This is a genomic window from Mesorhizobium metallidurans STM 2683 (genome assembly GCF_000350085.1).
Classification (GTDB): domain Bacteria; phylum Pseudomonadota; class Alphaproteobacteria; order Rhizobiales; family Rhizobiaceae; genus Mesorhizobium; species Mesorhizobium metallidurans.
In genome coordinates this window covers 1-25417 of sequence record NZ_CAUM01000099.1, presented here as the reverse complement: position 1 = coordinate 25417, position 25417 = coordinate 1, and the positions used below count along the sequence as shown (strand labels likewise).

The 25417-nt window shown below is 62.7% G+C and carries 28 protein-coding genes; 15 read left to right on the top strand and 13 right to left on the bottom strand.

What is annotated here, in order from left to right; translation table 11 throughout:
• The first annotated feature begins 21 nt into the window (after window positions 1-21).
• From purQ to MESS2_RS33415, 5 genes are all read left to right on the top strand, one after another.
• The gene (gene purQ / locus MESS2_RS16375; protein WP_008875496.1) at window positions 22-690 is read left to right on the top strand and encodes a phosphoribosylformylglycinamidine synthase subunit PurQ; all 669 of its coding nucleotides are present in this window, start codon (window positions 22-24) and stop codon (window positions 688-690) included.
• A 38-nt stretch (window positions 691-728) separates the two neighbouring features.
• Window positions 729-1136, top strand: a complete 408-nt coding sequence (locus MESS2_RS16370; RefSeq protein ID WP_008875495.1) for a hypothetical protein — start codon at window positions 729-731, stop codon at window positions 1134-1136.
• A gap of 4 nt (window positions 1137-1140) precedes the next feature.
• Window positions 1141-1788, top strand: coding sequence for a Pr6Pr family membrane protein (locus MESS2_RS16365; RefSeq protein WP_008875494.1), 648 nt, complete (start codon window positions 1141-1143; stop codon window positions 1786-1788).
• Between the two features lie 127 nt (window positions 1789-1915).
• Window positions 1916-2071, top strand: a complete 156-nt coding sequence (locus tag MESS2_RS33420; protein WP_244440010.1) for a hypothetical protein — start codon at window positions 1916-1918, stop codon at window positions 2069-2071.
• Window positions 2017-2178, top strand: a complete 162-nt coding sequence (locus MESS2_RS33415; RefSeq protein WP_008875492.1) for a helix-turn-helix domain-containing protein — start codon at window positions 2017-2019, stop codon at window positions 2176-2178. The genes MESS2_RS33420 and MESS2_RS33415 overlap by 55 nt, the downstream gene beginning before the upstream one ends.
• A 115-nt stretch (window positions 2179-2293) precedes the next feature.
• Here MESS2_RS33415 and MESS2_RS16355 read toward each other — a convergent pair whose 3' ends face one another.
• Complete coding sequence (locus tag MESS2_RS16355; protein WP_008875490.1) at window positions 2294-2539, bottom strand: DUF1127 domain-containing protein; 246 nt, start codon at window positions 2537-2539, stop codon at window positions 2294-2296.
• A 94-nt stretch (window positions 2540-2633) separates the two neighbouring features.
• Between MESS2_RS16355 and MESS2_RS16350 the strand changes: the two genes are divergently transcribed.
• The 4 genes from MESS2_RS16350 (at window position 2634) to MESS2_RS16335 (ending at window position 7398) form a co-directional block, all read left to right on the top strand.
• Complete coding sequence (locus MESS2_RS16350) at window positions 2634-4049, top strand: aminotransferase-like domain-containing protein (RefSeq protein ID WP_008875489.1); 1416 nt, start codon at window positions 2634-2636, stop codon at window positions 4047-4049.
• Between the two features lie 143 nt (window positions 4050-4192).
• Window positions 4193-6424 carry a phosphoribosylformylglycinamidine synthase subunit PurL gene (gene purL / locus MESS2_RS16345; RefSeq protein ID WP_008875488.1) on the top strand — a complete coding sequence of 744 codons (2232 nt, stop codon included), beginning with the start codon at window positions 4193-4195 and terminating at the stop codon, window positions 6422-6424.
• Window positions 6421-6945 carry a hypothetical protein gene (locus MESS2_RS16340; RefSeq protein ID WP_008875487.1) on the top strand — a complete coding sequence of 175 codons (525 nt, stop codon included), beginning with the start codon at window positions 6421-6423 and terminating at the stop codon, window positions 6943-6945. Before purL ends, MESS2_RS16340 begins: the two co-directional genes overlap by 4 nt.
• 219 nt (window positions 6946-7164) lie before the next feature.
• Window positions 7165-7398, top strand: coding sequence for a BolA/IbaG family iron-sulfur metabolism protein (locus tag MESS2_RS16335; RefSeq protein WP_008875486.1), 234 nt, complete (start codon window positions 7165-7167; stop codon window positions 7396-7398).
• 18 nt (window positions 7399-7416) lie between these two features.
• Here MESS2_RS16335 and MESS2_RS16330 read toward each other — a convergent pair whose 3' ends face one another.
• The 3 genes from MESS2_RS16330 to MESS2_RS16320 all read right to left on the bottom strand — a co-directional run bounded on the left by MESS2_RS16330 (window position 7417) and on the right by MESS2_RS16320 (window position 10665).
• Window positions 7417-8616 carry a ZIP family metal transporter gene (locus MESS2_RS16330; protein WP_008875485.1) on the bottom strand — a complete coding sequence of 400 codons (1200 nt, stop codon included), beginning with the start codon at window positions 8614-8616 and terminating at the stop codon, window positions 7417-7419.
• Window positions 8613-9743 carry a multicopper oxidase domain-containing protein gene (locus MESS2_RS16325; RefSeq protein WP_008875484.1) on the bottom strand — a complete coding sequence of 377 codons (1131 nt, stop codon included), beginning with the start codon at window positions 9741-9743 and terminating at the stop codon, window positions 8613-8615. Before MESS2_RS16325 ends, MESS2_RS16330 begins: the two co-directional genes overlap by 4 nt.
• Before the next feature lie 118 nt (window positions 9744-9861).
• Window positions 9862-10665, bottom strand: coding sequence for a phosphodiester glycosidase family protein (locus MESS2_RS16320; RefSeq protein ID WP_008875483.1), 804 nt, complete (start codon window positions 10663-10665; stop codon window positions 9862-9864).
• Between the two features lie 176 nt (window positions 10666-10841).
• Here MESS2_RS16320 and grxD point away from each other — a divergent pair, with 176 nt between their 5' ends.
• A complete protein-coding gene (grxD, locus tag MESS2_RS16315; protein ID WP_008875482.1) occupies window positions 10842-11177 on the top strand; it encodes a Grx4 family monothiol glutaredoxin in 336 nt (111 codons plus the stop codon).
• A gap of 280 nt (window positions 11178-11457) precedes the next feature.
• Window positions 11458-12702 (top strand): multidrug effflux MFS transporter, encoded by a 1245-nt coding sequence (locus MESS2_RS16310; RefSeq protein WP_008875481.1) that lies wholly within the window; start codon window positions 11458-11460, stop codon window positions 12700-12702.
• 20 nt (window positions 12703-12722) lie between these two features.
• On the opposite strand, the gene MESS2_RS33410 is transcribed toward MESS2_RS16310, so the two are convergent.
• The 4 genes from MESS2_RS33410 to rpsD form a co-directional block, all read right to left on the bottom strand.
• Window positions 12723-12956, bottom strand: coding sequence for a hypothetical protein (locus MESS2_RS33410; protein ID WP_244440009.1), 234 nt, complete (start codon window positions 12954-12956; stop codon window positions 12723-12725).
• A gap of 196 nt (window positions 12957-13152) precedes the next feature.
• The gene (locus MESS2_RS16300) at window positions 13153-13980 is read right to left on the bottom strand and encodes an inositol monophosphatase family protein (protein WP_008875479.1); all 828 of its coding nucleotides are present in this window, start codon (window positions 13978-13980) and stop codon (window positions 13153-13155) included.
• Window positions 13970-14857 carry a tRNA 2-thiocytidine(32) synthetase TtcA gene (gene ttcA / locus MESS2_RS16295; protein ID WP_008875478.1) on the bottom strand — a complete coding sequence of 296 codons (888 nt, stop codon included), beginning with the start codon at window positions 14855-14857 and terminating at the stop codon, window positions 13970-13972. Before ttcA ends, MESS2_RS16300 begins: the two co-directional genes overlap by 11 nt.
• A gap of 130 nt (window positions 14858-14987) precedes the next feature.
• Window positions 14988-15605 (bottom strand): 30S ribosomal protein S4, encoded by a 618-nt coding sequence (gene rpsD / locus MESS2_RS16290; protein WP_008875477.1) that lies wholly within the window; start codon window positions 15603-15605, stop codon window positions 14988-14990.
• 616 nt (window positions 15606-16221) lie between these two features.
• Between rpsD and MESS2_RS16285 the strand changes: the two genes are divergently transcribed.
• The gene (locus MESS2_RS16285) at window positions 16222-16428 is read left to right on the top strand and encodes a hypothetical protein (protein WP_008875476.1); all 207 of its coding nucleotides are present in this window, start codon (window positions 16222-16224) and stop codon (window positions 16426-16428) included.
• Window positions 16429-16556: 128 nt separating this feature from the next.
• Here the strand turns inward: MESS2_RS16285 and MESS2_RS16280 are convergent, their stop codons facing one another.
• From MESS2_RS16280 to MESS2_RS16270, 3 genes are all read right to left on the bottom strand, one after another.
• Complete coding sequence (locus tag MESS2_RS16280) at window positions 16557-16742, bottom strand: DUF3008 family protein (protein WP_006332865.1); 186 nt, start codon at window positions 16740-16742, stop codon at window positions 16557-16559.
• A gap of 84 nt (window positions 16743-16826) precedes the next feature.
• Window positions 16827-17615, bottom strand: a complete 789-nt coding sequence (murI, locus tag MESS2_RS16275; RefSeq protein WP_008875475.1) for a glutamate racemase — start codon at window positions 17613-17615, stop codon at window positions 16827-16829.
• A complete protein-coding gene (locus tag MESS2_RS16270; RefSeq protein WP_008875474.1) occupies window positions 17608-18519 on the bottom strand; it encodes an RNA methyltransferase in 912 nt (303 codons plus the stop codon). The genes murI and MESS2_RS16270 overlap by 8 nt, the downstream gene beginning before the upstream one ends.
• 208 nt (window positions 18520-18727) lie before the next feature.
• Here MESS2_RS16270 and MESS2_RS16265 point away from each other — a divergent pair, with 208 nt between their 5' ends.
• The gene (locus MESS2_RS16265) at window positions 18728-19939 is read left to right on the top strand and encodes an NADP-dependent isocitrate dehydrogenase (RefSeq protein ID WP_008875473.1); all 1212 of its coding nucleotides are present in this window, start codon (window positions 18728-18730) and stop codon (window positions 19937-19939) included.
• An 11-nt stretch (window positions 19940-19950) separates the two neighbouring features.
• On the top strand, window positions 19951-20577 hold the full coding sequence (locus MESS2_RS16260; RefSeq protein ID WP_008875472.1) for a glutathione S-transferase family protein: 627 nt from the start codon (window positions 19951-19953) through the stop codon (window positions 20575-20577).
• Window positions 20578-20659: 82 nt separating this feature from the next.
• On the opposite strand, the gene alaS is transcribed toward MESS2_RS16260, so the two are convergent.
• Complete coding sequence (gene alaS, locus MESS2_RS16255; RefSeq protein ID WP_008875471.1) at window positions 20660-23326, bottom strand: alanine--tRNA ligase; 2667 nt, start codon at window positions 23324-23326, stop codon at window positions 20660-20662.
• A 283-nt stretch (window positions 23327-23609) separates the two neighbouring features.
• Window positions 23610-24707: a recombinase RecA gene (gene recA / locus MESS2_RS16250; protein ID WP_008875470.1), complete on the bottom strand. Its 1098-nt coding sequence runs from the start codon at window positions 24705-24707 to the stop codon at window positions 23610-23612.
• 280 nt (window positions 24708-24987) lie between these two features.
• Here recA and MESS2_RS16245 point away from each other — a divergent pair.
• Window positions 24988-25417, top strand: a 430-nt coding sequence (locus MESS2_RS16245; protein ID WP_040593274.1) for a PfkB family carbohydrate kinase, incomplete at its 3' end; no start/stop codon positions are given.

The following is a 25417-nucleotide window of genomic DNA, read 5'->3' as shown; positions in this document are numbered from 1 at the left end:
CCAGAGGCCTTACGAACCGAAATGAAATCAGCCGTCGTTCTTCTCCCCGGCCTCAATCGCGACCGCGACATGATCGCGGCGCTGACCAAGATTTCCGGCAAGGCGCCGGCCACCGTCTGGCAGACCGATACCGAAATCCCCGACGTCGACCTGATCGCCATTCCGGGCGGCTTTTCCTTCGGCGACTACCTGCGCTGCGGGGCGATTGCCGCGCGCATGCCGGTGATGCGGGCGGTCGCCGAAAAGGCGGCCAAGGGCGTCATGGTGATCGGCGTCTGCAACGGTTTCCAGATACTGGTCGAGGCCGGAATGCTGCCGGGGGCATTGATGCGTAATGCGTCGCTGAAATTCGTCTGCCGCCAGGTGAAGCTGCAGATCGCCAACGCCAACACCATGTTCACCCGCCGCTACCAGCCGGGCCAGATCATCCGTTCGCCGGTGGCGCATCACGACGGCAATTATTTCGCCGATGCCGAGACGCTTCGCCGGCTCGAAGGCGATGGCCAGGTGGTGTTCCGCTATGCCGAAGGCACCAACCCCAATGGCTCGATCAACGACATTGCTGGCATCATCAACAGCCAGGGCAATGTGCTGGGCTTGATGCCACACCCGGAAAACCTGATTGAAGCGGCTCATGGCGGCAATGACGGCCGGGCTTTGTTCGAAGGCGCCCTCGGCATCGCCGCTTGATATCTTCCTTTCCAACTTGAGACGGAAGCCGCTTGACCATGAGACAGACAATCGCCTGCCTCGCTCTCATCGCAACCGGTTTTGTGCTTGCGTCCTGCCAGTCGAGCCCGAAGAGCGCCCCGGTCCCGTCGGGCAAAAGTGCCTCGCTGCTGGCCATGGAGCAGGTAGCGATCGCCGCCCACAAATGCTGGATCGCCAGCAAGGATCCAGCCTTCAAGTCCTACCAGATGGCCAACGAACTGAATTCGTTCAGCGGCACGCCGCGCTTCCTGCTGGTGCCGGCCAAGCATTATGGCGGCAAGCCGCTGCTGGTGGTGCAGGCGCAGGGCAATTCCAGCCGCGTCGACGTGTTCGGTCCGCTGATGGCCGAGCCGCTTGGCGCGCGGATCGGCTCGGACATTGCCCGCTGGCAGGCGGGCAATCCCTCCTGCGCGGCGGCCGCATAGGGCGATGGGCCGCTTCCTGCAGATATCAGGTCTGGTCATTGGCCTCGCCGGGCTTGTCCTGCAAATCTGCATCACCATTCCGGCGTCGATGGAAGCGGGCCGCAGTTTCCTCGGCTCGCTCGTCTTCTATTTCAGCTTCTTCACCATCCTGACCAATATCGGCGCGGTATTCGTCCACACCGCCCTGCTGTCATCCACCGGCTATGCCAGGTTTCCGGCTTTTGCCGGGCCGCGGGTGCGGGCAGGCGTGGCGGTGGCGATCTCGCTGGTCTTCATCATCTACGCCACCGTTCTGGCGCAGCTTTGGCAACCACAAGGGCTGTTCCTGGTCTGCGACGTGCTGCTGCACTATGTGACGCCGGTGCTGTTCGTGCTGTGGTGGCTTGTAGCCGGCGCTGACGGCACCACAAGGTGGAGCGACATATCCTGGTGGATGGTCTATCCCATTGTCTACCTGGCCTATGTACTGGTGCGGGCACCGATCGCCGGCGAGGTGCCTTACCCCTTCCTCAATGTCGCCAACAACGGCGCAACCAGCGTCGCCTTCTCGGCGCTGGCCGTCACCGGGCTTTTTCTCGTGCTGTGTGTCGTTGCCGTGCTCGCGGATCGCGGCATCTCACGGATCAGGAGTCCGGGCGCTCGTCCGCGATGATCCAGGCAGTTCGCGAGGGACGAATTGCTCGAACAGGTTGCGGCACAGCAGTCCTCTTCAGTCTACATGTTCTCTGTCAGCTAATTTATTTGAGTATGAGCGCCTTGTTGACGGCAACGATGTTGCCGTGGCTGACAAGGTGAAAGGCGACATTGCCACCGGACGTGATGAACCGGTCCCCGCCAGCATCGTCAATCGCATCATCGCGGGCGAGAACGCAGTGAAGGTTTGGCGAATGCACCGGGTCTGTCCGCGCGCGATCTGGCTGCAGCAACCGAACTAGGCGCGCCACACATTTCCGAGATCGAAAGCGGCAAGAAAGAGGGCAGCATCTCGGCAATGAAGAAGATCGCGGCGGCTCTCAATGTCGATCTCGATGATCTCGTTTGATCCGCTACGAGCGCGCGGCCTGCCCCGATATCCCGCACCCTGAATATCAAAAGACACCCTGAGTGCGGACATCAGAGCGCCTTTTTGAGCGAGCGAGCACCCATGAGTGCATCTTTCAGTCCCAGAACGCTCTCAGGCCTTCGCGGTGGGCGTCGCAGCGGGAGATGCCGATATCCTTGAGCTGATCGTCGGTCATCTCCAGCAAGACCAGCCGGCTGCGCCGGCGCTCGAGCAAGCTCCCGATCCGGCTCGCGAGCGACCTGACCAGGCGCACGAGGCGACCGACATAGGTTCGCCGGCCTGAGGGGAGCGCCCCCGGCGATTCAGTTCCCGCGTAACGGATTGGCTCAATTGTACTCATTTTCTTTCCGCCAAAATTTGCAATTGCAGCCCTTTTCGCCGCGCAATTCATATGTATTGACTCTAAATTCGGTGCAATATAGAAAATTGTCACCATGACAAATTGGCTTCCCGATCTCAATGCCGGTTCCGGCCCCCTCTATCAGCGTCTTGCTGACAGCATTGAGTCAGATATCGACAAGGGCGTCATCGGGGCCGGCGCAAAGCTGCCGCCGCAGCGGGATCTGGCCTACGATGTCGGCGCGACCGTCGGCACGGTCGGCCGGGCCTATCAATTGCTGCGCGAGCGCGGCTTGGTGAGCGGCGAAGTCGGGCGCGGCACCTATGTCCTGACGCAGCGCCCGGATGCCGCGAAGCCGGATTTCCTAGAACCCGTCGAGCAAGGCACGCGCTCCTACTTCGATGTGCCTCGCGATAAACTGCGCCTCGACAGCACGGCCGCGCCCGACATTGGCCAGGGCGCCATTGTCGCCGATGTGCTTTCGCGCACAACGCAGGACTATCCTCATGAGATTTCAAGCTACACGCGCGATTTCCCGGGCCGCTGGTTTGAGGCCGGCAGAAGCTGGCTGTCGCGCAATTCTTTTCGCCCGACCGCGGATACCATCGTTCCGACCCTCGGCACCCATGCCGCAGTGATGGCAGCAATTGCAGGGCTCACCACTCCCGGCGACTATGTTGTCTTCGAACACCTCACCTACTCGCAGATTTCCCGCAGCGCCGGCCTGATTGGGCGCCGGACCGCACTGGTGGCGGCGGACGACGAAGGCATCGATCCCGAGGATTTCGAGCGCGTCTGTGCGCAAAAACATCCGAAAATAATGTTCCTGATGCCGACAGCCAAGAACCCGACGCTGGTGACGCTGTCGGCAACGCGCCGCGAGGCCATCGCGCGCGTCGCCCGTCAATACAATGTCGTCCTGATTGAGGATGATCTCTATGGCGGCATGACAGACGACCCGACACCGTTGCTCGCCGAATATGCGCCGGAACGGACAATCGTTGCCGGCGGCCTGTCGAAATCGGTCGCGGCGGGTGTTCGTAGTGGCTGGCTAGCCTGCCCGCCGGCCTATCGCCACCGGATCAGGGTCGCCCACAAGATGATGACCGGCGGCCTCGCCTTCCTACTGGCAGAGGTGGGCAGCCGGTTGGTCTTGTCCGGCCAGGCCAGCGAGATGCGCAAACGCAGCATTGCCGAAATCAGCGCGCGCATAGCGATCGTTCGCGAGATACTCGACGGCTTCGACTTCAAGGCATTGGATAACGTGCCCTTCGTTTGGCTCACTTTGCCCGATCCATGGCTTTCCGGCACCTTCAAGCAAGCCTGCCTCGAGCATGGCGTGCTGATCGACGATGAGGACGAGTTCAAGGCAGGTCGCTCCGAACAGGTTTTCCTTGGCGTCCGCTTTGGCGTGTCACAGCCCGAACGGCGAGAGGACTTAACGCATGGCCTCGCGGTGATCAGGCGGCTTCTCGACGAAGGCCGTGCCGGCTACGACAGTTTCTCCTGAGCCCGATGCCCTTCGATTGAAGGTCTTTTTGGGCGGCGTATCGTCCCGCTGAGCTTTCCATTGTTTTTCATCCATCGATGGGTGTATCGGCTGCAAAGCTTGCGATAAGACGGGACTCGATCCCCAGGACACATTTGCCGACCATGACCATTTCCAATTCCGTGCCGATCACTCCGGAACTCATAGCCGCGCACGGGCTGAAGCCCGACGAATACCAGCGCATCCTCGACCTGGTCGGGCGCGAGCCAAGCTTCACCGAACTCGGCATCTTCTCGGCGATGTGGAACGAGCACTGTTCCTACAAATCCTCGAAGAAGTGGCTGCGCACGTTGCCGACCGCCGGACCGCAGGTCATCCAGGGACCTGGCGAGAATGCCGGCGTGGTCGATATCGGGGATGGCGACTGCGTCGTCTTCAAGATGGAGAGCCACAACCACCCCTCCTTCATCGAACCCTACCAGGGTGCTGCGACCGGCGTCGGCGGCATATTGCGCGATGTCTTCACCATGGGCGCACGGCCGATCGCGGCGATGAACGCGCTGCGCTTCGGCGCGCCCGATCATCCCAAGACTAGACATCTCGTCGCCGGCGTCGTTTCCGGCGTCGGCGGCTATGGCAATTCCTTCGGCGTGCCGACGGTTGGCGGCGAGGTCAATTTCGACGCCCGCTACAACGGCAACATCCTGGTCAATGCCTTTGCCGCTGGCCTTGCCAAGACCGACGCGATCTTCCTGTCGGAAGCCAAGGGCGTCGGCCTGCCGGTCGTCTATCTCGGCGCCAAGACCGGCCGCGACGGCGTCGGCGGTGCCACCATGGCCTCGGCCGAATTCGACGACAAGATCGACGAGAAGCGTCCCACCGTCCAGGTCGGCGACCCCTTCACCGAGAAATGCCTGCTGGAGGCCTGCCTCGAATTGATGGCGTCCGGCGCCGTTATCGCCATCCAGGACATGGGGGCGGCCGGTCTCACCTGCTCGGCGGTCGAAATGGGCGCCAAGGGTGACCTCGGCATCGAGCTCGACCTCGACAAGGTGCCTGTGCGCGAAGAGCGCATGAGCGCCTATGAGATGATGCTGTCGGAGAGCCAGGAGCGCATGCTGATGGTGCTGCGCCCCGAAAAGGAAAAGGAAGCCGAGGCGATCTTCCACAAATGGGGCCTCGACTTCGCCATCGTCGGCAAGACAACCGACGATCTGCGCTTTCGCGTGCTGCACCAGGGCGACGAAGTCGCCGATCTGCCGATCAAGGACCTTGGCGACAAGGCGCCGGAATATGACCGCCCCTGGACCGAGCCGAAGAAGCCGGCGCCGCTGGCTGCCAACGATGCGCCCCAGGCCGACGTTGCTGACTCCCTGCTGAAACTGCTCGGCGGGCCGGACCTGTCGTCGCGCCGCTGGGTGTGGGAGCAATATGACACGCTGATCCAGGGCAATTCGCTGCAGCTTCCGGGCGGCGACGCCGGCGTGGTGCGCGTCGAAAGCCATGCGACCAAGGCGCTGGCCTTCTCTTCCGACGTGACGCCGCGCTATTGCGAGGCCGACCCCTATGAAGGCGGCAAGCAGGCAGTGGCCGAATGCTGGCGCAACCTTACCGCCACCGGCGCCTTGCCGCTTGCGGCCACCGACAACCTGAATTTCGGCAATCCGGAACGGCCGGAGATCATGGGTCAATTGGTCGGTGCGGTGAAAGGCATCGGCGATGCCTGCCGCGCGCTCGGCTTCCCGATCGTCTCGGGCAACGTCTCGCTCTACAACGAGACCAACGGGCGCGGCATCCTGCCGACCCCGACCATCGGCGGCGTCGGACTGATCGCCGACTGGTCGAGGATGGCGCGGATCGGCTTTGCCGCCGAAGGCCAGATGATCCTGCTGGTCGGTGCGCCGCCGATGTGGGGAACGCATCTCGGCCAATCCGTCTATTTCAGAGACATCCATGGGCGCAGCGACGGCCCGCCGCCGCCGGTCGATCTCGACCATGAAAAACGCGTCGGCGACCATGTCCGCGCTTTGATCGGCTCCGGCGTGGTGACCGCCGCGCACGACGTTTCCGATGGCGGTATCGCCGTGGCGCTGGCCGAAATGGCGATGGCCTCCGGCATCGGCGCAACCATTCCCGGCCTGGTCGGGACCGATCCGATCCCGGTCTGGTTCGGCGAGGACCAGGGCCGCTATCTCATGACGCTGTCGATCGATCCGCAGAGCGAGCAATGGGATGCCATTCGCGAACAACAGGGCAAGCTCGGCATCTTCGCGCCGTGGATCGGCTCGACGGGAGGGAGCGAATTGAAACTCGGCGAGGCGCGTGCGATCCCGGTCAGCGAATTGACCGCCGCCCACGAGGCCTGGTTTCCCCGCTTCATGGATCAGGCCATTTGACAAGGCTGGCTGCCCGGGCACTGCTTGCAGTCGTCTTCTGGCCGTCGCTGTTCTTCTTCTGGTTCCTCGGCCCGTTTGTCTTTTTCCTGCTGTCGACGACCTCAAGCGAGGTTTGTCCCCGGCTGGAAACCCGCGCAGAGTTCCTGGCCGCGGCCAACGGCACGATCCTGATGTTGGCCGTCCAGAGCCTTGCCTATGCGATTCCCATCCTGTGCCTGCTCCTCTGGGGCCGGCTTTTGCCGGAACCGGCGCGGGCACGACAAATCGTCACCTGCGTCAAGCTGTTTGCCGCAGCCATCGTCTTGGGCGCGCTGTGGGAATATGGCTCTTCGCTTGTATGCGACGGCTACGGCCAGCCGTTCTTCTCGCCGCTCTGGCAGATGACGAGCTACCTTCCGATCGTCAGCCTGGTGATCAACGTTCCGCTCTATGTGCTGGCTTTCAGCCTTGGCCGTGCCTTCTCGACACGCGAGGATGTTTCCGCGGATGATGGGATCCATCCGGAGCAGAATGTCTTGTGAGCCGCCAATCGCCCTGGCGCTACAGCGCCGCGCGTCCGTTTGGACGCGCGGCGCTGTAGCATTTTGATTTTGCGCATGATCCTTTCCGGAAATCGATTCCGATTTTCGGGGTCATGCGCTAGACGGAACCGCTTCAATACGGACCGGAAAGGCTTTAGGCTCATCCGAGTCACATCGCACGGGGCCGCACCGCTGCCCCGCCCGAAACAGGAATTTGCCATGGCAATGGACGCCCACGATATCGAGAAACTGATCCGGGAAGGCATTCCGGACGCCAAGGTGACGATTCGCGACCTGGCCGGCGACGGCGATCACTACGCTGCCGAGGTGGTGGCGGAAAGCTTTCGCGGCAAAAGCCGCGTCCAGCAGCATCAGATGGTCTATGACGCGCTGAAGGGCAATATGGGCGGCGTGCTGCATGCGCTGGCGCTGCAGACCAGCGTGCCGGACTGAACTCCCGGCCGGCGCTGCTCAGATCTTCACCAGCATCGCCGTCAGGTACATGAAGCCAACTCCGGCCGCCAAACCAGTTATCGCGGCCGGTGCGAACAAGGCGCGCGTGCTGTCCGCTCGCTGACGAAGCTGCATCGACACCAGCTCGACGATGACCTGCAGGATTGCGCCCGCGCCGACCGCCAGCGCCAGTGCCGACCACTGCGGAGCATAGGCGAGGCTGCCGATCCACAGGCCGATAACCGCAGGGCCGCCCGCGAGCAGCGTCAGGGCGGCGAAGGTCCTCAGTGGCGGCCGCTGCTTCAGGATCGGGGCGGCGATCCCGATGCCCTCGGTGATATTGTGCAATGTGAAGCCGAGCACGAGGAAGGTGCCCAGCCCCGCCGCCCCCGACGCGAAGGCGGCGCCAATCGCCAGCCCCTCGCCCAGATTGTGCAGGCCGATGCCGAGCGCGATGAAGGTGGCCAAAGCCAAACCCGTCGGTGTCCCGCTCCGCCGGCCCGCGGCCATCAGCAGGAGGAAACTGGCTGCCGTGGCGAGTACAACCATCGTCGGCCCCTGGAACAGGGCGGCGGCTTCGCCCGCCAGTTCGAACGCATCCTGGAGGGCATCGACGAACAGGAAGGCGAGCAGCCCGACGGTCAGCGACAGCAGAAAGTCCATGCCGTTCCGTCCGACGCCACGGAGCGCGGGATAGAACATCAGGCCGATCGCCACGGGCAGGATGCCGACGAAGGCGCCAAGCACCGCCTGCGCGGCGAAGCTGAGCGAATCGCGCGTCGGTGTCGGCACGGCGACGGCGATCTCGTGCCCGAACGTCGTCCCGGTGCTGGTCACGACGTTGATCGTATGCGCCTCCCCCAGCACCCAGGGATATGGCAAGCTGATCCATGCCGTGGCGCCGCGCGTGATCGGGCCCGGCGGATCCTGCGTGTACTGCCAGTAGGCATCGTCGACCTGGACCTGCGCGATGGTCATCGGTTCCGATCCGCCGGCCCGGACGAGGACGCGGATGCCATCCGTACCCAAGATCGTCCGTTCGAAGGTGAGGTTCTCGATCGGCGGCGCGCCATTGCGGAAGCTCGCCAGCGGGTCCGCGGAGGTCAGCCAGGCGATCGCCAACCCCAGTATGGCGAGCGGCAGCGCAATCCAGAACAGATAGGCCCATCTTGGGCGATCGGCACGCGTATCGGCGGAAGGCTGGCTCAGGTCGGTCACGACACGGCCTCCACGACGTCGAACATGCCGGACCAGCCGAGTTCGGTGAATTCCGACTGGTGAGGATGGAACATGTAGAGGCCCGGTTCGTGCTCCCGAAAATGGAACTCGAGAATGCCGCGCTCGGCCTGGCACTGGGTGATCAGGTCGACGGTCTTGAGCGTGGGCGTGAGCGTCGTGCCCTGATTGTAGTAGTCGAAGAAATTGCCATGCAGGTGGAAGGAGTTGATCGGGTCGAACTCGACGATATTGACGAGATAGATGCGGACGGGCTTGTCCTTCAGCACCCGGATCGGCTTCTTCGCATAGGCGTGGGCGACCGTGTTGACGGCGTAGACCTCGTTCTCGTTGTCGAAGTTGGTGTCGAAGGCATTCATGACCATGACGAATTCCTGCCATCCGGCATTCTCCGGCGTGCCGAGCAGGCGCGAGCGGGCGACCGCCTCGTATTCGGGACGCCGGGCCGGATCGGGATCGATCACGAAGGCGCCGTACATGCCCTTGTGGATGTGCCGCTTCAGCGGCAGGGCGTGGCAGTGGTAGAGATGACAGCCGAACGGCCTGGCATCGAACTCGTAGACGAACTCCTCGCCCGGCCCGATCAGGCCGGCGCCAGGTATGCCGTCCATGCGCGCGGCATGGATGCCGTGAAAATGCATCGAATGCGGATGCGAGCCCTGGTTGCGGAAGACGATCTTCAAGCGCTCACCTTCGGTCGCACGCAAGGACGGTCCCGGCACACGGCCATTGTAGGTCCAGGCGGGGAACATGATGCCCGGCGCGATCTCGATCTCCTTGTCCTCGGCCGTGACCTCGAAGGTGCGAAGCGTCCGCCCGTCCGGCAATGTCGAGATCGTCCCGGTGTCCCAGTCGCTCAGCAGCTTCGATGGATCGAAGCCGTTGCGCGCGTCGTCGACCTCGCCGACCGTGATCATCGAGCCATGGGCCGAGAGATGCGCCGGCGGCTTCTCACCGGCCGCCGCCGCCGGCATCTCGTGACCGGCTTGGCTTGTCTGCCCGCGAGCGCCACTCGCCGCGACCGCCGTGCCGCCGGCAGCCGCAAGGCCACCGGCCAGAAGCAGCCTTCGATCGAGCTTTCGCTCCAGCAAGGATTTCATCTCGCGCATGCCTCTTCCCTCCAAATCGCCACTAGCATAGTCCATGCTTCAAGATTTAGCTATAGCTATATTCCAGTCAATGACCGATTGATGCGGGACAAGGCAGGCAAAGGTCTTCTTTTGGGGGCTACTCCGACACCGGCTTCTTCGCCGACACGGCGATGATAGGCCCGGCCGGGTATTTGCCGCCGACGATCGTCCCGTCACCATTCGACAGCGCCGAGACCACACCGTCGAAGAAGAGCGCGTTGGGACAGTGGAGCGCGTCGCGGAACAGCCGGGCGAAACTGCCGAAGCTGACCTGCGAGCGCGAGATCGCCAGGACGACCGTATCGGTGTCGCGCACACCGACGCCGTTGCGGATATAGCGTGAGACGCCATTCTCCTCGAAGCGAGGATGAAGCCGGCCGTCGATCACCAGCATCGGGCCTGACTGCGTGGCGAACGCCGCATCCGGCCGAGCGGTGGCATAGGCGTTGGTCTCCATGACCGCCGCCTTGCCGTCCTTGCGGACGAGAAACACGCCGTTCGGCTTCAGGAAGAAATTGCCTTCGCCATCGGCAAGGTTGAGCGGCGCCAACTCGTGACCCTCTTCGACGAGAAGTCCGACCGGCGACAAGTCCTCGTGATACATGCCGGCATTCATGGCAAGCAGCACCGGCCTGCCCTCGCCCGCCATCGCCTTGTCGAATTTCTCCAGCGAGCCGTAGGCCTTGCCGTCCGCGCCAGCGTGGAAGACGCCGACGTCATAGCCGCGAAGATCGATCTCGCAGACGACATAGGGGACCGCCTCGAAGTTGAAGTCCCGGCATGGTGCGGGCAGTTCGCCGCCAACGATGACTGGCGGAGGCGCCGGTGGCCTGAACCACCACACCACGGCCAGCGCGAGAGCGCCAATCAGAATCGCCGCGATATGCCGCCTTTTGATCATTTCCCGGGAAAACAGTGACCCTTACTCTTGGCCCAACACCAGGTTTGGCCCAACATCAGGCCATCCTTTGCGCCATTTGCAAGGCGATGCGGCAAACGTCTTGTTTCGAGCAACCTATGGGTTTATTTGAAGAGGATGCTTCGAGCCTGCCTCCCACAGGCGTGAAAGGATTCTCCATGAGCGGTATCAACGACTACATCGACAACGAAGTTAAGGGCAACGACGTCGTTCTCTTCATGAAGGGTACGCCGGGTTTCCCGCAATGCGGATTTTCCGGCCAGATCGTCCAGATCCTCGACTATATCGGCGCCGACTACAAAGGCGTGAACGTGCTGGACTCGGCCGAACTGCGCCAGGGTATCAAGGAATATTCCAACTGGCCGACGATCCCCCAACTCTATGTCAAGGGCGAGTTCGTCGGCGGCTGCGACATCGTGCGCGAGATGTTCCAGGCAGGCGAGTTGCAGACCTTCCTCGTCGAAAAGGGCGTGAGCGTCAAAGGCGCCGCCTGACTTCTCTTTTGTGCATGTCGCTGTCCCAAAACCGCTGCACAGTTTTGGGCGACATACACTACAGCGCCGCGCGTCCTTTAGGACGCGCAAAGGACGCTGTAGCACTTTGATTTTGCGCATGATCCTTTCCGAAAATCGGCTCCGATTTTCGGGGTCATGCGCTAAGGCACCGGGGCAGCCCCCACCTCGGCATTTCTTAGATTCCCGAACATCGGGAACGAGACGAGCCTTTGCGCCGGCACCGCCGGCGCATGTTCGTTTTTAACGATCGGACTTTGCCGTGGATCAGCATGCACAAGCGCCGCAACAGGCAAGCACCCTGCCTATTCCGCGCTGGGAATTCATCGCGCTATGCGCGGCGCTGATGGCGTTGAACTCACTGGCCATCGACATCATGCTGCCGGCGCTGCAGCAGATCGGCGCATCGCTTGGCGTGACCAATGAAAACCATCGCCAATATGTGATCGCCGCCTATATTCTCGGCTTCGGCGGCGGACAGCTTTTCTTCGGACCGATCTCGGACCGGTTTGGACGCCGCGCGCCGCTGGTCGCCGGGCTGGCTATCTATGTCGCAGCGGCGGCGGCTGCGGCCATCGCCCCGTCATTCGCCATTCTTCTTCTGTGCAGGCTGGTGCAAGGCATCGGTGCGGCCGCAACGCGCGTCATCGCCGTCTCGATCGTGCGCGACATGTTCGACGGCCGGCGCATGGCCGAAGTCATGTCGCTGATCTTCATGGTGTTCATGGCCATTCCGGTGGTGGCGCCGGGCATCGGCCAGTTCATCATGCTGTTTGCCTCCTGGCACTGGATCTTCATAACCATGGCGGCAGGCGCGCTGATCGTGTCGGCCTGGTCGCTGCTGCGGCTGCCGGAAACGCTGCATCCAGAATATCGCCGGCCGCTGACGGTTTCATCCGTCCTTGGCGGTTTCCGCATCGTGCTGACCAACCGCATCGCGCTCTGCTACGCCTTTGCCAGCACCTTCATCTTCGCCGCCATGTTCGGCTTCATCGCCTCGGCACAGCAGATCTATGTCGATGTGTTCAAAGTCGGCGAGATGTTTCCCGTCATCTTTGCCGGGGTCGCGGCGGTGCTCGCCTTCTCCAACTATCTGAACTCGCGCCTCGTCGGCCGTATCGGCATGCGCCGCCTGTCGCAGAGCGCGCTGCTGCTGTTCCTGGTGATCAGCCTTGCCTGGCTGGTGGTGTCGCTGGAAATGAAGATGCCGCTCTGGTTGTTCATCACCTTCTTTGCCGGCGCGATGCTTCCGTTCGGTGGGCTTGGCGCCAATTTCAACGCACTCGCCATGGAGCCGCTTGGGCAATTGGCCGGCACAGCGTCGTCCATATTGGGTTTTATGCAGACCTTCCTCGGCGGCATTCTCGGCACGCTGATCGGCCAGGCCTTCAACGGCACGGTGACGCCGCTTGCCGCCGGCTTCTGCAGCGTCTCGGTCGCGGCGCTGCTGATGATCCTGATCGCCGAGCGTGGCAAGATGTTCCAGCCGCACAATCCGCCGGTTTGATGCATATTGCCTGACGCGCTTTAGGATGCATCCCCACTCGCTGCCGTGAAGCGAGGGAACAGCGTCCGCCCTGCGATTGCTCCACCCATGCTGTCTGAAACGGGCAGTGGCAGAGCCTTGTCGAGAGCGTCGAGGATGGAGGCCACGAAGGCCCGGTTGAGCCGGCCATCGTTCCCTAGATGGGAATAAGTGGCGCGAGGCTTGCCAATGAGCGTGCCGTTTCGGCGAATTGAGAACTGCAGCGTCAGGGTCATGCCCGCAGTTCCGGGCGGCGGCTCCCAACAGGCGAAGATCGCGGAGAACATCTCGTCTATGGTGTCGATGGGATCGGGACTGCGACATGCGCGTTCCTGCGATCTTGCCTCGTTGGGGCCGGCAACCAGGGCAAGGGCAAGGACCGCTGCAACAATTGTGGACCGAGGTTTCATTTCGGGGTCTCCGGCCTTGAGCCTACTCCGCCCAAAGCTCGCGGCGCAATTCCCGCCAGCTTTCCTTGTCCGGCGCGACAATGATGCCGCCGCCGAGATGAGACGGCAGATAGGCGCTGCCGTCGAAACGCGCAGTATAGCCGCCGGCCTCGGCGTGGATCAGGACGCCGGCCAGATGGTCCCACGGCATCAGCTTGTTGTAGACGACGAAATGGCCGTGGCCGCTGGCCAGCAGACGGTATTCGTGGGCGGCGCATCGATAGTTGAAATGCGACAGGGTCCTGGTCTGGTTGCGCGCCAGCCGCGAGCGTTCCGGTTCCGGCAGATATTGCCACGATACGGCGCCGGTCATCTGCGATATCGCCACAGGCTCGGCGACATGCACCTTCTCGATACTGCCATGTGCGTGACGAATATGGCTGCCAGCGCCCTTGGCGCCGATCAGCCAGTCCTTGCCAACGGGATCGTGGATGATACCGGCGACGGTCTCGCCCTTGACCACGACGCCGAGCATGACACCGAAGAGCGGCACGCCCGAAGCGAAGTTGAAGGTGCCGTCGACCGGATCGATGACGAAGGCGAGATCGGCATCGCCGAGGCCCTCAAGCAGCGCCGGATTGTCGGAACACGCCTCCTCGCCGACGATCATCGCCTGGGGATAGCGCTCGCGCAGCTTGACGGTGATCAGCCGCTCGGCGTTGACGTCGGCCTCCGTCACCAGATCGGCGGCCGAAGTCTTCTGGCGAATGTCGCCCTCGCTCAGCCGGCGAAAGCGCGGCATGATCTCGGCCTTGGCGACGTCGGATAGAAGTTCGGCGAGCCAGTCGATCGCGGTATCGTCAAATGTCATCGGCTTGCCTCGCGGTGAGGGTGTCGTTGAGGGCGGTAAAATCGAAGAGTTTGCGGTCGAGCAGATGCGAGGGCCGCACATTGGCCATGGCGCGGATCATGGTGTCCTTGCGGCCGGGCATGCGCTTTTCCAGATCGTCGAGCATGGCCTTCATGGCGTTGCGCTGCAGGCCTTCCTGGCTGCCGCAGAGATCGCAGGGGATGATCGGGAACTGCATGGCGGCGGCGAATTTTTCGAGATCGGCCTCGGCGCAGTAGCTCAGCGGCCTGAGCACCATGACATCGCCGTCGTCGTTGAGCAGCTTTGGCGGCATGGCGGCGAGGCGTCCGCCATGGAAAAGGTTCATGAAGAAGGTTTCGAGAATATCCTCGCGGTGGTGGCCGAGCACCAGGGCCGAACAGCCCTCCTCCCTCGCGATGCGGTAGAGATGGCCGCGCCTCAGCCGCGAGCAGAGCGAACAATAGGTGCTGCCCTCGGGGAGCTTGTCGGTGACCACCGAATAAGTGTCCTGATATTCGATGCGGTTCGGGATGCCGTTTCTGTCGAGATAGTCGGGCAGGACGTGCTTCGGGAAATTCGGCTGACCCTGGTCGAGATTGCAGGCCAATAGCTCAACCGGCAGCAGGCCGCGCCATTTGAGATCGAGCAGCAATGCAAGCAGGCCGTAGGAATCCTTGCCGCCGGAAAGGGCGACCAGCCAGCGAGCGCCAGGTGTCGCCATCGCGAAATCGTCGATCGCCTGACGGGTGAGCCGCAGCAGCCGCTTGCGCAACTTGTTGAACTCTACGGAAGACGGCACATCGGCAAACAGCGGATGAAAGCCGCCTTCGGCATCGGCAACCGGCTCAAGTGTTTCGGCGTCTGGCAGCATGTTCATGGCGCGTCGGCCCCAGAGTCTTATTGGTGCCCAAGTGTCTTTGTCGGGTTTGGGATTAACGGACATGGCGGGCAAAGAAAAGGCCGCCTCGACGGGCGGCCTTCGATGATGTCGCTGACGAGGTGCCCGATCAGCGCGAATAGAATTCGACGACCAGATTCGGTTCCATCTGCACGGCGAAAGGAACGTCGGCCAGGCCGGGGATACGCGTGAAGCTCGCGGTCATCTTGTTGTGATCGGCCTCGATGTAATCGGGCACGTCGCGTTCGGCCAGGCCGACCGATTCGAGCACGATCACCAACTGCTTCGACTTCTCGCGCACTTCGACGACGTCGCCCGGCTTGCAGCGGTACGAACCGATGTTGACGCGCTTGCCGTTGACGTTGACATGGCCGTGGTTGACGAATTGACGGGCGGCGAAAATGGTCGGCACGAACTTGGCGCGGTAGACGACCGCGTCGAGACGCGATTCGAGCAGACCGATCAGGTTCTCCGAGGTGTCGCCCTTGCGGCGATCGGCTTCTTCATAGACCTTGCGGAACTGCTTTTCCGAAACGTCGCCATAATGGCCCTTCAGCTTCTGCTTGGCGCGCAGCTGCAGGCCGAAATCGGAAAGCTTGCCCTTGCGGCGCTGGCCGTGCTGGCCGGGGCCGTATTCACGCTTGTTGACCGGGGACTTCGGGCGGCCCCAGATGTTTTCGCCGAGACGGCGGTCGATCTTGTACTTCGCGGATTCGCGCTTGCTCATCGCATTCCCTTTTCAAAACAACACACCCGAACCTCATGGTCCGGGTGAAGGAAACGCGCCCTCCTCTGGCCTCCGTTTTCGAGACCTGACAGGGTTTTCCACGCAACGCGACGGAAAACCCACGGGACACGTCATTTCAACAAGATACTGGGAAAGTATAGATCGGCTTCCCGAGAGTCTTGCACACATAAAAGAAACCACCGAGCATTTCGGCCCGGTGTTGGCGCGCTGATTAAACGGAGATTTAACCGGTGTCAAGCTTTTGACTGGCGCGGCCCGGGCCAAGCCCATAACGCTTCCGATGTCAGATGCGGGGCTGGTGGTAAAGCCAACGGCATCAGGACGTTAGACCGAAGTTCGCGGCCCTAAACCGCTGAAAGCTGAATCTTTTGAGTCGGTTGGGCCGAAAATCGCTTTTGAGAAGTGTCCATGTCTCTGTCCATTTCGCCCTTCACACCTCGGCCAATTTGTGATTCGATTCGGCTGAAAACGTTCGTTGATGCCAGTGGGGGGTGTGTCCAGTAGCGGAAAAACCCACTTTTCAGATACGCGAATCAAATCAAGCAGTTGCTTGTCTCGCGAGCGCAAACTTCGGGCTAGAGGAGCCGGAATTCGCATGAAGAAATTCTTCCTTACATTGGTGGGTGCAGCGGTAATGGCAGGGTCGATGGCGATCGCGCCGGAGCCGGCACAGGCCAGGCATTGGCAAGGGCACGGGGGCAAGCAAATCTGCCGTACCGTGGTGAAGAAGAGAGTGGTCTGGCAGCGTGGCCACAAGAAGGTCATCCGCTACAAGGTACGGACCTGTCGTTCCCGCTGGTAATTCCGGCTTCGGCCTGTCGGGGGAATGTCCCAAACATAACAATCTCAACGCCCGCGGTTTCGGCCGCAGGCTTTCGATTTTGGCGGGTCAATTGTCGACTGTACGGCCAAACCCGATCGACGCTGAAATCAACCTTTTTTCTTCTCCGGCAGTCCCTTGCGCTTGGTCTCGGCGAATTCCTCGAGCTGCTTTTCGCTCATGGACTCGTACATTCCCTTCGAGGCGCCCTTGAGTTCGCTCTTCTTCGTCTCGCCACGCTTGGCGGACAGGGCCGCGCCGGCGGCCTTTTGCTGGGCTTTTGACGTAGCAGGCATGATCGGTTCTCCCGTTTGCTATGGGAGAAAAACGCGACGATCGTGTCTATGTTCCTTGGTTCCTTGGTTCCTTGGTTCCCGATTTCAAGGAACCGTCAGGCCAAAACCTTGCATCAGCCGGCTAATGGCGAAATCCGCCTTGCCGGAGGTGAAGGCGGCGATATCGGGTTCGTCGACCTGCAGGGGTCCGTCGACGGGCACGAGCAGCGACATCGCGCGGCGCGCGATCGCCTCGGCGGGATCAAGCCAGTCGACCGGCCAAGGCGCCGTCTTGCGCATGCGATTGGCCAGGAAAGGATAGTGCGTGCAGGCCAGCACGACGATGTCGGTCCTGAGTTCGCCATGTTCGACGAAACACGGTGCGATCTCGGCGCGCACGGCCTCTTCATCGACGAAGCCCTCGCGCATATAGATTTCGGCCAGCCCGGCCAGATTATCGCTGCCGACCAGGCGGACATGGCATTTCTGCGCCCATTTGCTGATGAGGTCGCGCGTGTACTGACGCTTGACGGTACCGGGCGTCGCCAACACCGAAACCAGTCCCGAACGCGTGCGTTCGGCCGCCGGCTTGATCGCCGGCACGGTGCCGACAAAAGGATGGTCGGGAAATCTCTCGCGCAACGCTTCGATGACCAGCGTCGAGGCGGTGTTGCAGGCGATGACCGAAATGGCCGGCGAAAACCGGTCAAGCAGTTTGGCGAACAGCTCCAGTATATGCACCCTCAGCGCCAGCTCCTCCCAGGCGCCGAAGGGGAAGGCCGCGTCGTCGGCGACATAGACGAAACGGCGATCGGGCATCAGCACGCGCGCCTCGCGCAGCACCGTCAGGCCGCCGATACCGGAATCGAACATCAGGATCGGGCGATCAGTCATTGTCGGTTCCCTTGCCATCCTGCGGTGGTATGTCGTCGCCTTTGTCGGCGGCCTTGTCGGCCTGACCGTCGATTTCCGCCTTACGGGCGCGCGCGGCCGCGGGAATCCGCCTCGGGTCATCGCCCGGCGAGCCGTCGCCGCGCGGCATGGCTGGCGAAAACCTGTCGAGCGATGAGATGATGCCGCGCAGCACCTTGAGTTCCGGCTCGGCGAAGCCGGCGCGCGTCAGCACCGCGCGCAGATTGTCGACCATCTTCGGCTTCTTCGGCGCCGGGCGGAAATAGCCGCGCGCCTCGAGCGCACCCTCCAGATAGGCGAACAGGCCGTGCAACTGCTCCTTCGTCGCCGGCGGCATTTCGGGGCTGGAGAAATTGGTCTTCGTCTCGTCTTCGAGGCCGGACTTCATCCATTCATAGGACATCAGCAGGGTCGCCTGGGCGATGTTGAGCGAGGAGAAGGCCGGGTCGACGGGAAAGGTGACGATCTCATCGGCGAGACCGACCTCGTCATTATAGAGACCGAAACGCTCGCGGCCGAACAGAATGCCGGTGCGCTGGCCGGCCATGTGACGTGCCCGCAGCGCCCTGCCCGCCTGGACCGGACCGCGCACCGGCTTGAAGCCGTCGCGTTCGCGCGCCGTGGTGGCGAAGACGAAGTTCAGATCGGCGACCGCGGCGGCCAGATCGTCAAAGACCGTGACGGCGTCGATGACATGGTCGGCACGGCTTGCGGCAGCGCGCGCCTTTTCGCTCGGCCAGCCGTCGCGCGGATTGACGAGGCGCAATTCGGCAAGGCCGAAATTCGCCATGGCGCGGGCGACCATGCCGATATTCTCGCCGAGCTGCGGCTCGACCAGGATGATCGCCGGGCCTGCGGCAAGCGGAATGTCGGGATCCTTGGGCATGGCTGTCAATGAACTGCTGTTTGCGGCATTTCAGCGTTCCCTGCCATATCCCGCCGCGAAAATGAAGCTTTCGCAAGGGCCGCCCAATGCGCCTCGACGCGGATCGCCGTTTGCGCGGCCAAAAATGCTTTGATATACGGGCCGCATCCCCGGCCGAGAGCCATGCGGGCAGGCCGTTCCGATCCCCCAACAACGAGGCATTCTTTCCATGGCGAAGATCAAGGTGGCGAACCCGGTCGTCGAACTCGACGGCGACGAGATGACCCGCATCATCTGGCAGTTCATCAAGGACAAGCTGATCCACCCCTATCTCGACCTGAAGCTCGAATATTACGACCTCGGGGTCGAGCACCGCGACGCCACCGGCGACCAGGTGACCATCGACGCGGCCAACGCCATCAAGAAACACGGCGTCGGCGTGAAATGCGCGACGATCACGCCCGACGAGCAGCGCGTCGAGGAGTTCAAGCTGAAGAAGATGTGGAAGTCGCCGAACGGCACGATCCGCAACATCCTTGGCGGCACGATCTTTCGCGAACCGATCATCATGAAGAACGTGCCGCGCCTGGTGCCGGGCTGGACCAAGCCGATCATCGTCGGCCGTCACGCCTTCGGCGACCAGTACCGCGCCACCGATTTCCGCTTCCCCGGGAAGGGCAAGCTGTCGATCAAGTTCGTCGGCGAGGACGGCAAGGTGATCGAGCACGACGTGTTCGACGCGCCTGCCTCAGGCGTCGCCATGGCCATGTACAATCTCGACGAGTCGATCCGCGAATTCGCCCGCGCCTCGCTGAACTATGGCCTGCTGCGCAACTATCCGGTCTACCTCTCGACCAAGAACACCATCCTCAAGGCCTATGACGGCCGCTTCAAGGACATCTTCCAGGAGGTCTACGAGCAAGAGTTCGAGGCCGAGTTCAAGGCGAAGAAGCTCTGGTACGAACACCGGCTGATCGACGACATGGTGGCCTCCAGCCTGAAATGGTCGGGCGGCTATGTCTGGGCCTGCAAGAACTATGACGGCGACGTGCAGTCCGACACGGTGGCGCAAGGGTTTGGGTCGCTCGGCCTGATGACCTCGGTGCTGATGACGCCGGACGGCAAGACGGTGGAGGCGGAGGCCGCGCACGGCACCGTGACCCGCCACTACCGCCAGCACCAGAAGGGCGAGGAAACCTCGACCAATTCGATCGCCTCGATCTTCGCCTGGACGCGCGGCCTCGCGCATCGCGCCAAGCTGGACGACAATGCCGAGTTGAAGCGCTTTGCCGAGACGCTGGAAAAGGTCTGCGTCCAGACCGTCGAGTCCGGTTTCATGACCAAGGATCTGTCGCTGTTGATCGGCCCCGACCAGCCCTGGCTGTCGACCACCGGCTTCCTCGACAAGATCGACGAGAATTTGCAGAAGGCGATGGCCTGACGGCAAGCTACGTGGGTAAGCCCGTCGTCTACGGGGCGGACTACAGCGTCTATGTGCGCATCGTCCGCCTCGCGCTGGAGGAAAAGGGCATCGACCACGAACTCGTCCCGGTCGATGTCTTCGCCGCGGACGGCATTCCCGGCTGGTATTTCGAGCATCACCCGTTCGGCCGAATTCCGGCCTTCGAGCATGACGGCTTCCGTCTCTTCGAAGCGAGCGCGATCGCGCGCTATGTCGACGAGGCCTTCGACGGGCCTGCGCTGCAGCCGGCCGACGCCCGGCCTCGGGCACGGATGAACCAGATCATCGGCATGCTCGACGCTTATGGCTATCGGGCGATGGTCTGGGACGTCGCCGTCGAGCGGCTGGAGAAAGAGCCGCCCGACCAGGCGCGGATCGCCGCCGGCCTTTCACAAGCAGGCAAGGTACTTCGGACGCTCTCCTTGTTGAAGAGCGCCGGGCCGTGGTTGCTGGGTGATGAGCTGACACTCGCCGATTTGCACGCCGCACCGATCATGGGCTACTTCCTCAAGGTCGCCGAAGGGCGGAAGCGCCTGGCTGAATTTCCCGATGTTCAGGGATGGTGGGACCGCATTGTCCAACGGCCGAGTTTTGCCAACACCGAAAAGGCTGGGTGACAAATGTAGGAAGGCCGAGGGGCACAGCCCCCCCTCTGTCCTGCCGGCCTTGCGATAAATTCTCCTAGATACTTCTATCCGATCAGGCGGCCTCCAGCGCCGCCCGCACCGCTGCGATCGCATCGCCGGCCTTCGAGGCATCGGGGCCGCCGGCCTGGGCCATGTCGGGCCGGCCGCCGCCGCCCTGCCCGCCCAAGGCGGCGGATGCCACGCGGACCAGATCGACGGCGCTGAAGCGGGCGGTCAGGTCATCGGTGACGGCGACCACGACGCTTGCCTTGTTGTCCTCAGCCGTGCCGACGAAGACGACGACGCCGGAACCGAGCGACTTCTTGCCGGCATCGGCCAGCGGCTTCAGATCCTTCGGCGCGACGCCGGAGACCGCCTTGCCGAGGAAACCGACACCTGCGACGGTTTCGTTCTCGGCCGGCGCACCGGCTGCAGCACCACCGCCCAGCGCCAGTTTCTTGCGCGCCTCGGTCAGTTCTTTCTCCAGCTTCTTGCGCTCGTCGAGCAGCGCCTCGACGCGCGCCGGCACGTCGGCCGGCGAGATCTTCAGCGTTGCCGCCGCCGCCTTCAGCCGTCTGTCCTGCTCGTCGAGATGCTTGCGCGCAGCTTCGCCGGTCAGCGCCTCGATGCGGCGCACGCCGGCGGCGACCGCGCCGTCCGACACGATGCGCACCAGACCGATATCGCCGGTCGCCCTGACATGGGTGCCGCCGCAGAGTTCGACCGAATAGGACCGGTTGGCCTTGGCGCCATGCAAGCCCGTGCCCATCGAAACGACGCGCACTTCATCACCATACTTCTCGCCGAACAGGGCCATGGCGCCTTCGGCAATGGCGTCGTCGACCGACATCAGCCGCGTGGTCACCGGGCTGTTCTGCACGACGATCTCGTTCGCCATGCGCTCGACCTCTTCGAGTTCATCGGACGAGATCGGCTTGTTGTGCGAAATGTCGAAGCGCAGACGCTCGGGCGCCACCAGCGAGCCCTTCTGCGCGACATGGGTGCCCAGCACCTCGCGCAGCGCTTCGTGGATCAGATGCGTCGCGGAATGGTTCGCGCGCAGCCTGGAGCGGCGCGCATGGTCGACCTTCAGCTCGACGGTCGCGCCGGTCTTGACCGTGCCGCTGACCACCTTGCCGAGATGCACGAACAGCCCATCGGCCTTCTTCTGCGTATCGGAGATCTCGATCGAAAACCCTTCGCCTGAAATAACGCCGGTGTCGCCCATCTGGCCGCCGGACTCGCCATAGAACGGCGTCTGGTTGACGACCACGGCAACCGCGTCGCCCTTGGCGGCGCTGTCGACGGTCTTGCCCTCCCTGACCAGCGCCTGGATGAGGCCTTCCGCCTGCTCGGTCTCATAGCCGAGGAACTCGGTGGCACCGGTCTTCTCGCGCACCGGGAACCACACCGTTTCGGTCGCGGCCTCGCCGGAACCAGTCCAGCTCTTGCGCGCCTCGGCCTTCTGCCGCTCCATCGCATCGGTGAAGCCGGCAAGATCGACCGAGATGCTGCGCTGGCGCAGCGCGTCCTGCGTCAGATCGAGGGGAAAGCCGTAGGTGTCGTAGAGCCTGAAGGCTGTCTCGCCATCCAGCATGTCGCCGGCGCCGAGCTTTTCCGTCGCTTCCGAAAGCAGGCCCAAGCCGCGCACCAGCGTCTTGCGGAAACGGGTTTCCTCAAGTTTCAGCGTCTCGGTGATCATCTGTTCGCCGCGCGACAGTTCCGGGTAGGCCTGGCCCATCTCGCGCACCAGCGCCGGCACCAGGCGCCACATCAGGGGGTCACGGGCGCCGAGCAACTGCGCATGGCGCATGGCGCGGCGCATGATGCGACGAAGCACATAGCCGCGGCCTTCATTGGACGGCAGCACGCCGTCGGCCACCAGGAAGCAGGACGAACGCAGATGGTCGGCGATGACGCGGAACGATCCGACAGTCTCCTCATCGGGACCGCGGCCAAGCGCGGACGACGCGGCGTCGACCAGATGACGGAACAGATCGGTCTCGAAGACGCTCTCCACCCCTTGCAGGATGGAGGCCATGCGCTCCAGGCCCATGCCGGTGTCGATCGACGGGCGCGGCAGGTCGATGCGCTCGTCCTTCGTCACCTGTTCATACTGCATGAACACCAGGTTCCAGAATTCAAGGAACCGGTCACCATCCTCCTCGGGGCTGCCGGGAGGGCCGCCCCAGATGTGCTCGCCCCGGTCGATGAATATCTCCGAGCACGGCCCGCATGGTCCGGTGTCGCCCATTGCCCAGAAATTGTCCGAGGTCGCGATGCGGATGATACGATCGTCAGTGAGACCGGCGATCTTCTTCCAGTGGCCGGCGGCCTCGTCGTCCGTGTGGTAGACGGTGACCAGCAGCTTGTCCTGCTTCAGCCCGAACTCCCTGGTGATCAGGTTCCAGGCGAGTTCGATGGCACGCTCCTTGAAATAATCGCCGAAGGAGAAATTGCCGAGCATCTCGAAGAAGGTCAGGTGTCGCGCGGTATAGCCGACATTGTCGAGGTCGTTGTGCTTGCCGCCGGCACGAACACTCTTCTGGGCGGTCGTGGCACGCGAATAGGGCCGCTTCTCCAGGCCGGTGAAGACGTTCTTGAACTGCACCATGCCGGCATTGGTGAACATCAGCGTCGGATCGTTGCGCGGCACCAGCGGGCCCGACGCGACGATCTCGTGACCCTCCTTGCGGAAATAGTCGAGGAATGTCGACCGGATCTCGTTCACGCCACTCATGAATAATGCTGCCTTCTGGAGAGAACCGCCGGCGCGGCCGACGGCAAATGGGCTCTTCGTTTTAGAAGATCGATTGGGCCTTTTAGCGACCGCGCCGCAGCCTGTCCAGAAACACGGAATTGGGCCAATTGGCGCGGCGTGCCGGTCGTCTCCGCACCAGCGCTGAAACGCAAACCGCCGGCACTTGGCCGGCGGTTTGAAACGCAAGGATACAGGAACTCGATTACATAAGCTGGAGGTAATGAACCTGGATTATGGCCAGATTCCGGCCACCACTGAGGCCTTACATGGCGCCGGCTTCGTCCTCGAAGCCATCGTCTCCACCCTCGGAACCGCCATTTTCGAGGAATTTCTCGGCGATCAGCCCGGCATTCTGCCGCAGTGCCAGTTCGATCTCGCGCGCCGTATCGGGATTGTCGCGCAGGAACAGTTTGGCGTTCTCGCGGCCCTGGCCGAGACGCTGCGAATTGTAGGAGAACCAGGCGCCCGACTTCTCGACCACGCCGGCCTTGACGCCGAGGTCGACCAGTTCGCCGGTCTTGGACACGCCCTCGCCATACATGATGTCGAACTCGACCACCTTGAAGGGCGGCGCCAGCTTGTTCTTGACCACCTTGACGCGGGTCTGGTTGCCGACGACCTCGTCGCGATCCTTGACCGAGCCGATGCGGCGGATGTCGAGGCGCACCGAGGCATAGAATTTCAGCGCATTGCCGCCTGTGGTGGTCTCGGGCGAACCGAACATGACGCCGATCTTCATGCGGATCTGGTTGATGAAGATGACCATGGTGTTGGAGCGCGAGATCGAGGCGGTCAGCTTGCGCAGCGCCTGGCTCATCAGGCGGGCCTGCAGGCCGGGCAGCGAATCGCCCATCTCACCCTCGATTTCGGCGCGCGGCGTCAGTGCCGCGACCGAATCGACCACCAGCACGTCGATGGCGCCGGAGCGCACCAGCGTGTCGCAGATTTCGAGCGCCTGCTCGCCGGTGTCGGGCTGCGAGATCAGGAGGTTCTCCAGATCGACGCCGAGCTTGCGGGCATAGACCGGGTCGAGCGCGTGCTCGGCATCGACGAAGGCACAGATGCCGCCTTTCTTCTGGGCTTCCGCCACCGTGTGCAGCGCCAGCGTCGTCTTGCCCGAGCTTTCCGGCCCATAGATCTCGACGATGCGGCCGCGCGGCAGCCCACCGACGCCGAGCGCGATGTCGAGGCCAAGCGAGCCGGTCGGCACCGTTTCGATCTCGACGACCTGCTCGTTCGCGCCGAGCCGCATGATCGAGCCCTTGCCGAAGGCACGCTCGATTTGCGACAGCGCCGCATCCAGAGCCTTTGATTTGTCCACCGCTTTGTCCTCTACAAGCCGCAAAGAATTCTGAGCCATGATACATTACCCCTTGGTCGTCAATGAAGGCCGGACAATCCGCAATCCCTGACTATTTGTACCTTTTTTGTTCTCGTTTGGCAAGGGGTACCAAACATCTGAAAAACAAGGAATATCCGGATTTGTTCTTTTTTTGTTTCGTGAATTCAGGCTCGGATGTATCCCGTATAGACGGGGATTCGTCGTCGCACCGGTCCTCCGAATCGCTGCTTCGATTGCAAGGCAACTCCTGGTCGGCCTAGTGTCGGTGTCGGACATATAGCAGGTGCACGGCCACAGAATGACGAAATCTCAAAAAATTCTGGCCATCGGCGCCGCCCATATCGACCGGCGCGGCCGGATTTCCGGGAACTATGTGCCGGCGGCGTCGAACGTCGGCACCATGCGTGAGGATGTCGGCGGCAATGCGTTCAACGCGCTTTGCTGCGCCGTGCGGCGCGGCGCCTCCGGCTCGCTGCTTTCGGTGCGCGGCGGCGATGCCCCGGCCGAGAGGGTTTCACTGGCCATCGCCGCAGCCGGCATTGTCGATCTGTCGGCGGTGTTCCTCGACCGCCCAACGCCGAGCCACACGGTGCTGCTCGACCGCGACGGCGCGACGATCGCCGGCCTTGCCGATATGGGACTCTACGATCTGGCGCTGCCAAAGCAGATCCGCCGCGCCAAGGTGCGCGAGGCGATCACTGCTGCCGATGCAATCCTGTGCGACCCAA